A 14,445-nucleotide genomic window follows, 5' to 3' on the forward strand; every position below is an offset into this window, starting at 1 on the left:
GTAGACTGGCGGCTCGCCCGGAGACCGCCATGCAACCGATCCTGACCCTGCGCCATTACAGCCACGACCTGATCGCCCACAGCCACGACCACGCGCAACTGGTGTTCGGCCTGTCCGGTGCGCTGGATTTCGAAGTCGAAGGGCACGGCAGCCAGGTCTTGCAGCAGAGCTTCGTGGTGATCCCCGCCGGCGCGCATCACGCGTGCGGCAGTCCCAAGGGCAGCCGTTGTCTGGTGCTGGATGTGCCGGACGCACAATGGCTGACGCGCTCGCTGGGCAATCACGCCGATGCCAGCCGCCGTCTGCTGGACAACGCCGCGCGGTTGTCGCTGGATGCCGGGCAAGGTCAACTGGTCAACTGGCTGGCGAACAGTCCGGTGGACGATCCGTTGATTGCGCAACAGGGCGCGGTGTTGCTGCTGGCGAGCCTGAACCACGTGCCACCCGCCGAGATCGTCGCGCGCCGCCTGCCCTACGCGGCACTCGACGCGCACATCGAGCAGTACGCGGCCTATCCGCTGCAAGTGGCGGATCTGGCGCGTGTCGCCGGATTGTCCAGCGCCCGGTTGCATGCGCGGTTCGTCGCCGAATGCGGGCAAACGCCTATGGACTACATTCGCACTCGCCGGCTGCACAAAGCCGTCGCGCTGTTGCGCAACACCACGCTGCCCGTCGGTGAAGTGGCCAGCCGGGTCGGCTACAACTCGCAAAGCGCGTTCTCGGCCGCCGTCCTGCGTGAGTTCGGTACGTCTCCTACACAATTGCGACGCGAGGCTGACGACAAAAGTCGATAGCCTGCCGACAGACTTTTCCGTCGTTACACGCTTCAATGTGTGCCTGTAATGGTGTTTGGAAAAAGGACAGCAATGACTCCCCGTACCGCCCTCGGCGCCCTGCATATCGGCGCACTGATGTTCGGCCTGACCGGCGTCTTCGGCAAACTCGCGGCCGCAACGCCCGCCGTCATCGTGTTCGGGCGCGCCGCGTTTGCCGTGCTGGCCCTGGCGTTTTTCGCCCGCTTCGCCCAACAGGGCGGCTGGCAGAAACTGCAGGCCGTCGACTGGCGGCGCCTGGCCCTGAGCGGTGTGCTGCTGGCCGGGCATTGGGTGAGTTTCTTCATTGCGGTCAAGGTCGCGGGCGTCGCCATTGCGACCCTGGGTTTCGCCAGTTTCCCGGCCTTCACGGTGATCCTCGAAGGGCTGATCTTCCGTGAGCGCATCCGCGCCAATGAAATCGTGCTGGTAGCGCTGGTCAGTATCGGGCTGGTGCTGGTGACGCCAGCGTTCGATCTGGCCAGCGGCGCAACCACCGGCCTGCTCTGGGCGATCCTGTCCGGCCTGCTGTTTTCCCTGTTGTCCCTGACCAACCGCGCCAGCTCCGGGCGCATTCCGGCGGTGCAGGCGGCGCTGTGTCAGAACGTGGTGGTGGCGTTGTGTCTGCTGCCGGTGGCGGCGCCGCAACTGAGCGAAGTACGGGCCATCGACTGGTTGTGGATCGGTCTGCTCGGGGTGTTCTGCACCGGCGTCGCCCACAGTCTGTTCGTCGCCAGTCTCGCGGTGATCAAGGCGCGCACCGCCGCAGTGGTGTTTGCCATGGAGCCGGTGTACGGGATTACCGTGGCGTGGTTGCTGTTCGATGAAGATCCGACCCTGCGCATGCTGATCGGCGGCGCGCTGATCATCGTTGCGATCGTGGTGTCGAGCCGGATGTCAGGCAGCAGCGACAAGAAAACCGTCGCGGCCGAAGCCGCCTCTCACTGAGTACGGTCGTTGTGGCCGAGGTCGCGGTCAGGGTCGATCCGGTCGCGCACCCGCTGCTTGAGCAACTTGGCTTCGGGGAAACCGCCGTCGGCCTTGCGTTCCCAGATCTGCACGTCGTTGCAGGTGATGTGGAATATCCCGCCGGTGCCCGGCACCAGGGACACTTTGCCGAGATCGTCGCCGAAAGTGCTGAGCAGCTCTTGCGCCAGCCACGCGGCGCGCAACAGCCACTGGCATTGCGTGCAATAGGTGATGACGATTTCCGGTTTTGTGACGGTCATGATTGCTGAAACTCCTGAGCCAGAGGGCGCCGCTATAATAGCCGGCTTTATCGCTCGCCCCGAGACTCACGATGCGTCGTCTGCTGATCTGCCTGTTGCTTGGTTTCCTACCGCTGTTCGCTGGTGTCAGCGTCCATGCCAGTGAGACCACACGCCCGAAAGTCGGACTGGTGCTGTCCGGCGGCGCGGCCCGTGGCCTGGCGCACATCGGTGTGCTCAAGGCGCTGGAAGAGCAAGGCATCAAGATCGATGCGATTGCCGGCACCAGCATGGGCGCGGTGGTCGGCGGGCTGTACGCCTCGGGTTACAAGATTGACGAGCTGGAAAAACTCGCCCTGACCATCGACTGGCAGCAGGCATTGTCCGACGCCCCGCCCCGCAAAGACGTACCGTTCCGGCGCAAGCAGGACGACCGCGATTTTCTGGTGAAACAGAAGTTGAGCTTTCGCGACGACGGCAGCCTCGGCCTGCCCTTGGGCGTGATTCAAGGCCAGAACCTCGCGCTGCTGCTCGAAAGCCTGTTGGCCCATACCAGCGACACCCGGGATTTCGACAAGCTACCGATACCGTTCCGCGCCGTGACCACCGACATCGCCAACGGCGAAAAAGTGGTGTTCCGCAAGGGCCATCTGCCCCAGGTGATCCGCGCCAGCATGTCGATCCCGGCGGTATTCGCCCCGGTCGAACTCGACGGCCGATTGCTGGTGGATGGCGGCATGACCGACAACATTCCCCTCGATGTGGCGCGGGAAATGGGCGTCGACGTGGCCATCGTGGTCGACATCGGCACCCCACTGCGCAACCGCAAGCAACTGGTGACCGTGGTCGATGTGCTGAACCAGTCGATCACCCTGATGACCCGACGCAACTCCGAAGAGCAACTGGCGACCCTGCATCCCGACGACGTGCTGATCCAGCCGCCGCTGGCGAGTTTCGGTTCCACCGATTTCGGTCGCGGCCAGGAGATGATTGACGCCGGCTACCGCGCAACCCAGGCCCTGAACGTGCGCCTCGCGCGTCTCAAACCCGTGCAGTCGCAGGACGCCGAACTCAACGTTGCCCGCGCGCCGGGCCAGCGCACGCCGATCATCACTGCGATCAAGGTCGAGAACGACTCGAAAGTCGGCGATGACGTGATCCGCTATTACATCCGCCAGCATATCGGCGAACCGCTGGATCTGGGTCGCCTGCAAACCGACATGGGCACCCTGTACGGCCTCGATTATTTCGAGCAGGTGCAATACCGCGTGGTGCACAAGGGCACGGATCACACGCTGGTGATCAGCGCGCGCGGCAAGCGCACCGGCACCGATTACCTGCGGGTCGGCCTCAGCCTGTCGGACGACATGCGCGGTGACAGCGCCTTCAACCTCGGCGCCAGTTACCGCATGAACGGCATCAACCGGCTCGGCGCGGAATGGCTGACCCGGGCACAGATCGGCGATAAACAAGAGTTATACAGCGAGTTCTATCAACCGCTGGACGTGGGCTCTCGCTACTTCGTGGCGCCTTATGCATCGTTCGCCGCGCAGAACGTCGACTCGGTTCTGGAGAACGATCCGATTGCCCAATATCGCGTCGAGCGCTACGGCTTCGGCCTGAATGTCGGCCGGCAGATCGGCAACAGCGGCGAAGTGCGCTTCGGGGTTGGCGAGGCCTGGGGCAAGGCCGATGTACGGATCGGCGATCAGGACCTGCCGAGCGAAAACTTCAACGAAGGGTTCTATGCGCTGAAGTACTCCTTCGACTCGCTGGACAACGTCTACTACCCCCACGAAGGCGAAGACATCGGCCTTACCCTGGTGCAGTTCGAGCCGAGCCTGGGTTCCGACACGCGCTACCGGCAGTGGGAATTCAAACTGGACAAGGCCATGAGCAGCGGCCCGGATACGCTGATCCTGGGCGGTCGTTACGGTCGAACGCTGGACGATGCCAACGTGGTGACCTCCAGTTTCCTGCTTGGCGGCGCCCGGCAATTGTCCGGTTTCCGCGAGGACGCGATCTCCGGGCAGAACGTCAGTCTGATGCGTGCGGTGTATTACCGCCGCCTCACCCCCCGCTCGTACCTGCCGCTGGACTTCCCGCTGTACGCCGGCGCCTCGCTGGAACGCGGCCGGGCGTGGAACAACGACAACGAGTTCGACAGTGGCTACATCAACGCCGCCAGCGTGTTCATCGGCTTCGATACGCCGCTGGGGCCGCTGAACTTCAGCTATGGCCTGAACGATGCGGATGAACAGGCGGTGTATCTGAACCTCGGCCAGACCTTCTGACGGCGCTCAGCGAATCCCCGCCAACAGCGTGCGCGCCGTTTGCTTGAGGGGTTCGTCGGCTTCCTTGAGCAGTTCGTTGAGCAAGGCAATGGCGCTGTCGAGATCGCCGTCGTCGATGCAGGTCTGGGCCTGTTCGAGTTTGCCGGCGTTTGCGGCGTCCGAGGGTTCGGATTCCGGCGCCTGCAGCTCCAGTGGCTCCAGCGAGAGCGACGTGCCGGGATCGCCAAATTCGTTGAGAAAGTCCTCGTCCAGCGGCTGCGCTTCCGGCTCGGCGATCCATTCCAGTTCGGCGGTTTCAGCGTCGTCGGGCAGGGTTTCCGGCAGTTCGAAATCCTGTGGCAGTACCTGCAGATCGGAGCCGAGCGTTGATGGCGCCTGTTCAGGTGCGTCGGTGGTGGAGCGAGTCTCCTCAAGATCCCAACTCGACGCCATCGAGAGCTGATCCAGGTTCAGTTCGAAATTGTCTTCGGGTTCCGGCTCCACAGGGGGTTCGATCGGCAGCGCAGCAATCACCGGAGCCGCTGCCGCCAGAGGTGCGGCGCTGGCCAGTTTCGGGTAGCGGGCGCGAATCTCCTGCAAGCGCTGATCCTCGACCCCGAGCTGGCGCAGGCGGTTTTCCTGCTCGTCATAGATCGGCGTGTCGCCCTGCCGCCCCAGCACTTCAAGCAACTGCACGCCAAGGTCGATGCGCTCCGGTTCCCGCTGCAACGCATCGCGCAACAGACCGGCAGCCTCGCCCAAGCGTCCGTAGGCCAGATAAATGCCGACCGCTTCCAGCACATCGCCGTTGGCGTGTTCCTCGCGATGTTCGACAGCACTGTGAGCGGCACTCGGCTGCATCGGTTCGGCGTCGTCGACCGGGGGTTCGTTTCGAACCGGCAGGAACGGTGTCGGCGCCTCAGCCCCTTGTTCCTGCTGGCGGTGCCGACGCACATACAGCCCTGCCACCAGCAATCCCAGTACCAGCAGCAGTCCGCCGAGCAGCGGCCAGTTGAGTGAATCCTCCGGGGACTCAACCGGGGCAATGACCGGCGCAGGCACAGGCGCCACGGGTGCGACAGGTGCCGGCGGCGCCTGTTGCACTTCAATGAGGCGGGCCTGCAAATCACCGAGCTGTTTCTTGCCGTCAGCGATCAGCACTTCCTGCGCCTGAAGCTTCGCGTTCAATTCATCGATGGTTTTTTGCAGTTGCTGGTTCTGCACAAGACTCGCCGCCAGTTGTTCGGCCTGCGCGTCGGCGACCGGAGCCGGTGGCTGCACCGACGCAGCAGGTTTGGCCGGCGTAGTTGCGGTGGGAGTCTCGGGGGTCGGAAATTCCGAGGATTGCGCGCGCGCCGTTGGCTCGTCGGTGGCCGGGACAATTCCCGGAGAGCCCGGCGGGTCGATCAGCACGGTGTATTCGCGCACCAGATGGCCATTGGGCTGATCGAGCTGCACCAGGAAATTCAGAAAGGGTTCGTTGACCGGTTTGGTCGAAGTCACCCGGATCATGTTGCGATTGCCGCGCAGGATCGGGGTGAACTTGAGGTCATTGAGAAAAAACACGCGCTCGATACCGGCGCGGCCAAACTCGTCCGCCGAGGCCAGACGAACCGCCAGTTCGCTTTCGCTGACGCCCCCGACATCCACCAGCGCGATGTCAGCCTTGAGCGGCTGATTGAGGGCTGAATGCACGGTGATGTCACCGAGCCCCAGCGCCAATGAGGCGGTGGACCAGGTGAGAACACCGGCCACCAGCAGCGAGTTGGCGCAACGCTTTACCACGTGCCGACTTCCGAGCATGAGCATCCCTTGAATAAGCAAAACCGACTTCTATGCGTTCGCACATCCGGTACGAACACGATATTGCCCAGTAGTTCTTATAGTCCGCCCAGCGCGATCTCTCAAAAAAACGGCACGCGGTTATGCCTCAAGACTTTTCCAGGTTAGCCAGAATGTGCCCGTGAACCCGCATGCAGACCTTCAGATCCGCCTCGTCGACGCCTTCGAACAATTCCTTGCGCAATTGTGTTGCGATGGTTTCGATCTGCTCGATCAGCGGCAAGGCCGGTGCGCACAGCACGATTTTTTTCGCCCGGCGGTCTTCCATCACGGACTGGCGTTGCACCAGGCCCTGGCTTTCCAGGCTGTCGAGCAGACGGGCCAGGGTCGGCCCTTCGACGCCGACGCTCTGCGCCAGCTCCCGCTGAGTCGGCGCCTCTTCGAAACGCGCCAGATGCAGCAGCACCAGCCAGCGTGCCTGGGACAAGCCCAGACCGGCCAGCCGGCGATCCAGTTCGGCACGCCAGCCACGGGACATCTGGGCCAATTGCATGCCAAAACGGTGTTGATCGGTTAACGGCATAAAACACTCATGATTAGACTGAACAAATAGAGAAAAACTAATTATTAGTCAGCTAAGCATGACATTTGGCTATAGGCAAGAGGCGTCCTGTACTGAATCGTTACATCGGTATAGCGGTTGGCACAAACGCCCTCTCACATTTCAAACTCGGATTGCAGCGCAGCCCGTACGCAATACAGCACACCTTCAGGCACTCGACCGGCAAACAGCTCGGCCACTTCGGCGACCGACGGCAACTCGCCTTCGCCGTCGAGGAAAGCATCCTGCACTTCGCCCATCAGGTCTTCCGGCAGATCCAGCGCCTGTTCCAGCGACAGCTGCTGCTTGCCGATGGCTTCGGCGAGCATGGCGTAGACGTTCTTTTCCGAGCACTGCAATTGACCGGAGATCTGCAACGGCGTCATGCCGGCGCGGGCCAGGGTGATCAGTTCGTGACGCACGTCGGCCACCACTTTCGGCGCCTCGGCCTCGCCGCCGAGCACTTCGAGGAAGGCCTCGCCGTAACGCTCCAGCTTGCGCGCGCCGACGCCGCTGACCCGGGCCATGTCCGCCAGCGAGGTCGGCTGGCTGCGGAGCATTTCCAGCAGGGTCGAGTCGGGGAAGATGACGTACGGCGGCACGCCGTGTTCTTCCGCCAGTTTGCGCCGCAGGGCGCGCAAGGCTTCCCACTGTTCGCGTTCTTCGCCGCGCACCAGTTGACTGGCCGGGCTCTTGCTGCCGCTCTTGGCGGTGATCTGTGGTTTGAGGTCGCGGCGCAGTTCAAGGGTCACTTCGCCCTTGAGCAGCGGCCGGCAGGTATCGCTCAGGCGCAGCCCGCCGTAGCCTTCGTGATCGACATCGGCCAGGCCACGGGCAACCAGTTGACGGAACAGCGAGCGCCATTCGCTCTCGCTCAGCGCCTTGCCCACGCCGAACACCGACAGGTGCTGATGACCAAAGCTGCGGACCTTTTCGTTGTCCTTGCCCAGCAGCACGTCCACCAGATGGCCGACGCCGTAACGCTGGCCAGTACGATAGATCGCCGAGAGCGCCTGACGCGCAGGCTCGGTGGCGTCCCAGGTCTGCACGCCGTCGGTGCAGTTGTCACAGTGGCCGCACGGCTCGGGCATGTCTTCGTCGAAGTAGGCCAGCAGCGCCTGACGGCGGCAGCGGGTTTCTTCGCAGAGCGAGAGCATGGCGTCGAGCTTGTGCTGCTCCAGACGCTTGTGGCGCTCGTCGCCTTCGGAGTTCTGCAGCATCTGCTTGAGCATCACCACGTCTTGCAGGCCGTAGGCCATCCACGCGTCCGCCGGCAGACCGTCACGGCCGCCACGTCCGGTTTCCTGGTAATAAGCCTCAAGGGATTTCGGCAGATCGAGGTGAGCAACGAAGCGCACGTTGGGTTTGTCGATGCCCATGCCGAACGCCACGGTGGCGACCATGATCAGGCCTTCCTCGTTGAGGAAGCGCTTCTGGTGATAGGCGCGCAGATCGTTGGGCAGACCGGCGTGATACGGCAGCGCCGGGAAGCCCTGCTCGGTGAGAAACGCGGCCACCTCCTCCACTTTCTTGCGCGACAGGCAGTAGACGATACCGGCATCGCTGCGCCGCTCGGCAAGGAACGCCAGCAACTGCTTGCGCGGCTGCTCCTTGGGCACGATGCGGTAGAAGATGTTCGGCCGGTCGAAACTCGAGAGGAAACGCTCGGCATTCTGCAGGTGCAGGCGGGTGACGATTTCTTCGCGGGTACGCTTGTCGGCGGTGGCGGTCAGGGCAATGCGCGGCACGTCGGGGAACATTTCCGCCAACTGCCCCAGTTGCAGGTATTCCGGGCGGAAGTCATGGCCCCATTGCGATACGCAGTGCGCTTCGTCGATGGCGAACAGGGCGATGTTCAAGCCTTGCAGGAACGACAGCATGCGCGGCTGCACCAGCCGCTCCGGCGCCAGATACAGCATTTTCACTTCGCCGCGCTTGATCCGGTTGGCGAGGTCGCGCTGCTGTTCGGCGCTCAGGGTGGAGTTCAACGCGGCGGCGGCCACGCCCAGCTCTTCGAGAGTGGCGACCTGATCGTCCATCAATGCGATCAGCGGCGATACGACCACCGCCAGGCCATCGCGCAGCAGCGCCGGCACCTGGAAGCACAGGGATTTGCCGCCGCCGGTCGGCATCAGCACAAGGGCATCACCGCCACTGGCCACGCGCTCAATGATTGCACCCTGACGGCCACGGAAACTGTCGTAGCCGAAGATGTCCTTGAGGACGCGTTGAGCCTGTTCGAGCATAAAAACTCCAAAAATCCACTGAAACATCCCTGCACAGGCTGGTTCAAGACAGCCGAGGCTGCTTTAAACAAAACGTAAGCGCGCATTGCATCGCGCCGTACACAATCAGCCGCGACACCGGCAGGGATCGCAAAGCGCGGCAGTATACCCGAGCCCTCCCCGGCAAAGGGCACCGCCGATAAGAAGCTTGTGCGGGCAAATCTGCCGTGCGGCTGGCTTGAGGGCTCAAGAAGGCCTAGAATTCCCGCATTGTTTATTCCCCCAAGGTAGCCCTTTAATGTCCTTCGCCGAGCAACTAACCCGCCTGCAAGTCTTCCTCGACGCCGACGAGCTGCATGAAGAGGCGCTGGACTACGTGGCCGCTCACGGTTACCTGACCGCGCTGTCGATCTGCGCCGAAGACGTGCCGGAGCGTGAATGGATCGACGCCCTGTTCGCCGAAGAGCCGCATTACAGCAGCGAAGCGCAGCGTGAAGAGATCGAAGCCACGCTGATCGGTCTCAAGGCCCACATCGCCCGCCAACTGGCGTCGGACGAAGAGTTCGAGCTGCCATGCGAGCTGGACCTGGGCGACGACCCGGACGATTCCGAACTGCGCGGCTGGTGCATCGGCTTCATGGAAGGCGTGTTCCTGCGCGAAGCGGCCTGGTTCGAAACCGCCGAAGAAGAAGTCAGCGAAATGCTCCTGCCGATCATGGTCGGTTCGGGCCTGTTCGACGAACAGCCCGAGTTCGAAGACATCGCCAAGGACGCCAACCTGATGGACGACATGATCGTCCAGATCCCGGAAGCCCTGACCGCGCTGTACCTGCTGTGCCAGGCGCCCGACGAAAAACCGGCGATCCTCAAGCCACGTCACCACTAAGATCCGGCCTATGGACAACCCCATAGGCAACCGCCCCCTGATGTTGCGCTACATCCTGCTGGCCATCGGCTGGCTGAGCGTGGCATTGGGGGTGATCGGGATTTTCCTGCCTGTTCTCCCCACCACCCCCTTCCTTCTGCTGGCAGCCGCCTGCTTCGCCCGCAGCTCTCCGCGTTTCTATCAATGGCTGGTCGAGCATCCCCGGCTCGGGCCATGGATCCGCGATTACCTGGATGGCAACGGCATTCCGCTCAAGGGCAAGGTCTACGCGATCGGGCTGATGTGGGCGAGCATTCTGTTCTCGTGCTACCTGGTGCCGCTGGTGTGGGCGCGGGGGTTCATGCTGACCAGTGCGGTGCTGGTGACGGTTTATATCTTGCGGCAGAAGACGTTGTCCAAACCCTGATCTCACCCTGCCATCAAGCTTTTCAAAGCAACGAACCGTTCATCGGAAACGCTAGCCGACCTGTTATTTCTGACAGTCGACAATTCCCTCGCTTCACGCCTTAAATCACTCCAGTCCCGGATCCACAGCTCGAACGTCCAGATGTGCGTTCATGCCCGGTAATCCTGTAATCGCCGGCCTTCGCGTCCAAAACCAGAAACCCTTGACGCCATTGGTATTTCCCTTCGGATGGAGTTGATCATGTTCACTTTCCGCCGGTCCTTGTTCCCCAGTCGTAATGAACTGTTCGCTCCGTCTTCGGGATTGTACCCACCCTACTTCGCCGACATGGTCATCCCGGTACCGGGTGCCGACGGGGGAATCAACAGAAAAGCATACGAAGCGAACGAGGCAGGGCTGTTTGCCGTTATCGACCCTTACCCGGATATGGCGATTGGTGACTTGCTGGAAGTCATCCTGAATGACAAAAAGGTCGGCGAACTCAAGGTCAAGGATGAGGACCTCGATCGGAGATGGTTCTTTTTCGTACGCACGGACGGGCTTGTACCAGGCCGCCTTTTCACCTGCCATTACGTATTGACCCGGGCAGGCGAAACCAAACCCGACGACCCATCGGCCACATTGACGCTGTTGCTGGAAGTAGACGACCCGGCCGGTGACGATGAGGAGCCCTTTGAACCTTGGCACTCGGCGCTGCCTATCGTCGGGCTACCGCAAGATGTCATCGAAAACGGCGTCACCAAACCATGGCTTGATAGCGGCGTGCCCCTGATCATCACGCGTTATCCAAACATCGCCGAGGGCGACATCATCCTCGTGAAGTGGGGCAGCGTGTTTCTTCCGCCTCATATTTTGACGCAGGCAGAAGTGGATGGCACCGTAGAGATTATCGTCATGGCCCGGCCCGAAGATATCCTGACGGCCGGCGACAGCGCCGCATTGATCATCCACTACAACATCTGCGATCTCGTTTATAACTGGAGTGTGAAGTGGTCAAAGTCCACTTCCGTGCAGGTCGATGCCGGGGTATCGCGCCTCAATGCACTCATCATCAAGGAAGCAGATGACGGAAAAATCATTCTTGCCGACCTGGACGCCAACCCTGTCACCCTGCAGGTACTGATCAAGGCCGGCGACGTCTACGCGGCGGGTGACACTCTCAAGTTCACGGTGATCGGCACCCCGATTCCCGACAGACCACCTCGAACGTTCACCGTTGAAGCCATAGTACGCACCCCGCCTTATATTCATGAAATCCCGGTTGAGTACGCATTCGTCAAACTCTTCGCACAAGGCACCCTCGATGCCTCTTATGCGTTACGTAAACAGGATGGCAGCCCGACACTTTATTCCAGGCGTACGTTCGCCACTGTGATCGGCAATCCATCATTGCTGCCGGCACCTGCCATCAGCGAAGTGGTCGGGAACATTTTGCCCGCCCTGATACAAGCGGCATCGGTGGTAATCAGATATCCCGCCATCAACAATGGCGATTTCCTGACGGTGATCTGGCTGGGTAAAAAATCCAACGGTGATGATTACCTGCATGAAGAAGAACACACCGTATCGGGCGAAGAGCAGAAGGCAGGCGAAGTGACGATTTACGTCATGGGCGAGCACGTCAAAGTCCTGGAAAACGGCAGTCTCAAACTTCAATACCGGGTATTCAACGATGATCCCGGCCAGTACGGCACCAGTGAGTCCGAGTTCCTGCGGGTCAACGTGGGATCATGGCAGGCAACGCATCCGGCACCCAAAGTTGAAGAGGCTCCGGATGACATTATCGACCCCTCGCAAACTGACAAGCTGGTTCATGTGCGGGTCTTGCCAGTGAACTGGGTCAAGGGCGATACGCTCACCTTCCGCTGGATCGGGATCAACCTTTACGGCAGTACATCCGGCTGCGTGCCGATCACGTTGGCGACAGTTGGCCAACCAGTACGATTCCGGGTGGACAAACAATATGTCTCGGCCAATATCGGCTACTACGTGAAAGTCATCTACACGTTGCTGCACGCGGCCACCGGAAAATACAGCTATTCAGACCCTCTTGAGGTGCTGGTTGGCATTCCCCTGGGCAAATTACCGCCGCCTACGGTCGCCCAGGCCCCTGGCGGCACTCTGAATCCGATGCACGCCATCAATGGCGTGGACATCGATTGCAGCTACCCGTCCATGGACGCCCTGCTCGACATACTCGGATTGAAATGGCGGGGCTCGCCAGGCGCCGGGACTTCGGAAGACCTGGAGAAACCTGCCGAGGCCACCGGCACCGTGAGATTCCACCTGCCGCCCTCCTTCGTCGGGGCCAACATCAACCGTGAGGTAGCGGTCAATTACGACGTCCAACGCTATGGCTTGTGGACCCCCTCGGAAATCCTCCCGCTGAAGGTTCTCAACTTCCAGAATCCTGAAACGGAACTGCCGCGGCCCGAGGTTCCAGAAGCAACGGCAGGTGAACTACTGGTAATGGAGCTCGCCGGGAACGCGAAGGTTCTGGTCAAGGCATGGCCTTTCATTGCCCTCAAGCAGTTGATCTGGCTGTATATCGAAGGCCAGGCCAGCACGGGCGACTATAGAATCGATCTACTCACCGCGCGTGAAGTGAACTCAACACAGCTCACACAAGGGTTGAATGAAACCCTGCTCAAAACGGAATTGCTGAAGCTGCTGCACGGCTCCAACGCCACCGTGGTTTGCAAGGTCATTTTCGATAACAGCACGGATGAAGATGCCGCCATCGTTTTCCCGAAACTGCCGCTGGTCATCCGCCAGCACTACGAGTACGTCACGCCTGTCATCACCACCGTGAAAACGCCATCGGGTACGGTCATTCCCGAAGGGGATCCGACCTTCGACAAACGTTTGACGATCGAAGGGACAGCCACTCGGGCCGAGAAAGTCGATGTTCAGATCGATGGGCTCTCAAAGGGGATGCCAACCGTCGATGCCAACAGCGAGTGGACAATCACCGTGGACTTGAGCGAAGGCCTGCACCGCGTCGTTGCCATCGCTCAATATGAGGCCGACGATAAAACCAGTGACCCGAGATCCTTCACCATCAAAGAGGGCAAGTTACCCAGTATCACCGGCGTCAGGGACAGCAAGGGAGCAGTAGGCGACAACGGCACAAGCTACGACAACCAGGTGACGGTGAGTGTCAATGCCGATCCGGGCCAGAAAGCTCAGCTCTACGACGGCGCATCGCCAATCGGGCAGCCGATTGATCTGGATGGCAACGGCAATGGCAGCACCCCGTTGTCGAGTCTTGGCCAGAAGTTTTACTCGCTCAAGGCCAGAGCGCTTTACGGTGATCAGCTTGAGTCACCCGCTCACTCATTTACAGTCAAGGCCCACCTCACCACCACCCTCACTTCGGTCCGGCATTCAGGCGGGGAACTGGGTAATGGCGGCAAAACCACAGACACTTCGGTGACCGTGTTCGGGGCGGCAACGCCGTTGTACAGCGTGCAGATTTTTCTCAACAACGTGGGGGGGCAAACCGTGAATGCCAACGCGAGCGGTGCCTGGTCGCTCAGCCTCAGCATTCATATGGGCTCGAACACGGTTTACGCAAGGTCAGTTGTCAACAATCAACAGACCGTGTCACGCAGCTTTACCAGAGAGAGCCCGTTAGCACCATTGCACTTCAACGAAAGCCCGGTCACGTTGGGTGGCAAGACCTACATCATTCCGGGCAACCCCAATGTTCTTCCCGAGTTCAATTCGGGTAACTCGGTGCAACATCGAGCCTCCGGTGGCCGCCCAGGTTACACCTATACCTCCAGCAATCCGCGTGTAGCGGAAGTTGACAGTTCCTCAGGGCTTGTCACCGTGCGTGGCCGGGGAACAACCACCATCACAGCCAGAGATGCAGCCAACCAATCCAAGAGTTACAACGTGACGGTGACGAACGTGATCCAATGTTTCGGTTTCGGGAATGCAACCTGGACGCAGGCCAACTCAAGCGTCGCGGCAGCAGGTGCACGGATCCCGAGCCTGGCGGAACTGCACGAAATGCATCTGGCTTACGGAGCACGTTGGCCAATGAGTACCCACCATTACTGGTCAACGGATAACAGCAATTTCTGGTTTCCATTTCCGGCTAAAAAAGCCAAATATATTACTTCGGGCGCGGTGGTAGATATCAGGACGTCAGGGCATTATTCCGATGTTGTAGGGATTCGATGACTACCTGGTGATCAGCGAACAATCGAAAACGGTCCTCGCGGCCGTTTTCGTTATGACCGGC

The 14,445-nt window shown here is 60.9% G+C and carries 10 protein-coding genes; 6 read left to right on the plus strand and 4 right to left on the minus strand.

The genetic code is table 11. The annotated features are described in order from the left end of the window. The first annotated feature begins 29 nt into the window (after positions 1–29). Both AC07Y2_RS13590 and AC07Y2_RS13595 read left to right on the plus strand, forming a co-directional pair. A complete protein-coding gene (locus tag AC07Y2_RS13590; RefSeq protein WP_039765486.1) occupies positions 30–794 on the plus strand; it encodes an AraC family transcriptional regulator in 765 nt (254 codons plus the stop codon). Between the two features lie 72 nt (positions 795–866). Beyond that, a complete protein-coding gene (locus tag AC07Y2_RS13595; RefSeq protein WP_103385740.1) occupies positions 867–1,760 on the plus strand; it encodes a DMT family transporter in 894 nt (297 codons plus the stop codon). Here the strand turns inward: AC07Y2_RS13595 and AC07Y2_RS13600 are convergent. Further along, the gene (locus AC07Y2_RS13600; RefSeq protein ID WP_103385741.1) at positions 1,754–2,041 is read right to left on the minus strand and encodes an Rdx family protein; all 288 of its coding nucleotides are present in this window, start codon (positions 2,039–2,041) and stop codon (positions 1,754–1,756) included. The two genes, AC07Y2_RS13595 and AC07Y2_RS13600, sit on opposite strands and share 7 nt — an antisense overlap. Before the next feature lie 71 nt (positions 2,042–2,112). Between AC07Y2_RS13600 and AC07Y2_RS13605 the strand changes: the two genes are divergently transcribed. Next, positions 2,113–4,314 carry a patatin-like phospholipase family protein gene (locus tag AC07Y2_RS13605; protein WP_103385742.1) on the plus strand — a complete coding sequence of 734 codons (2,202 nt, stop codon included), beginning with the start codon at positions 2,113–2,115 and terminating at the stop codon, positions 4,312–4,314. A gap of 6 nt (positions 4,315–4,320) precedes the next feature. Here the strand turns inward: AC07Y2_RS13605 and AC07Y2_RS13610 are convergent, their stop codons facing one another. The 3 genes from AC07Y2_RS13610 to recQ form a co-directional block, all read right to left on the minus strand. Further along, the gene (locus AC07Y2_RS13610) at positions 4,321–6,096 is read right to left on the minus strand and encodes a motility hub landmark protein FimV (RefSeq protein WP_103385778.1); all 1,776 of its coding nucleotides are present in this window, start codon (positions 6,094–6,096) and stop codon (positions 4,321–4,323) included. 127 nt (positions 6,097–6,223) lie between these two features. Next, on the minus strand, positions 6,224–6,658 hold the full coding sequence (locus tag AC07Y2_RS13615) for a MarR family transcriptional regulator (RefSeq protein ID WP_039765478.1): 435 nt from the start codon (positions 6,656–6,658) through the stop codon (positions 6,224–6,226). Positions 6,659–6,792: 134 nt separating this feature from the next. After that, entirely contained in the window at positions 6,793–8,922 is a 2,130-nt protein-coding gene (recQ, locus tag AC07Y2_RS13620; protein WP_103385743.1) for a DNA helicase RecQ, read from the minus strand. Between the two features lie 277 nt (positions 8,923–9,199). On the opposite strand from recQ, the gene AC07Y2_RS13625 reads away from it, so the two are divergent. From AC07Y2_RS13625 to AC07Y2_RS13635, 3 genes are all read left to right on the plus strand, one after another. After that, positions 9,200–9,787 (plus strand): UPF0149 family protein, encoded by a 588-nt coding sequence (locus AC07Y2_RS13625; protein WP_039765475.1) that lies wholly within the window; start codon positions 9,200–9,202, stop codon positions 9,785–9,787. 10 nt (positions 9,788–9,797) lie between these two features. Next, on the plus strand, positions 9,798–10,193 hold the full coding sequence (locus AC07Y2_RS13630; protein ID WP_103385744.1) for a YbaN family protein: 396 nt from the start codon (positions 9,798–9,800) through the stop codon (positions 10,191–10,193). A gap of 240 nt (positions 10,194–10,433) precedes the next feature. After that, the gene (locus AC07Y2_RS13635) at positions 10,434–14,384 is read left to right on the plus strand and encodes an immunoglobulin-like domain-containing protein (RefSeq protein ID WP_103385745.1); all 3,951 of its coding nucleotides are present in this window, start codon (positions 10,434–10,436) and stop codon (positions 14,382–14,384) included. The last annotated feature ends 61 nt before the right edge of the window (positions 14,385–14,445 follow it).

This window comes from Pseudomonas sp. GW456-12-1-14-TSB6, from assembly GCF_059424205.1.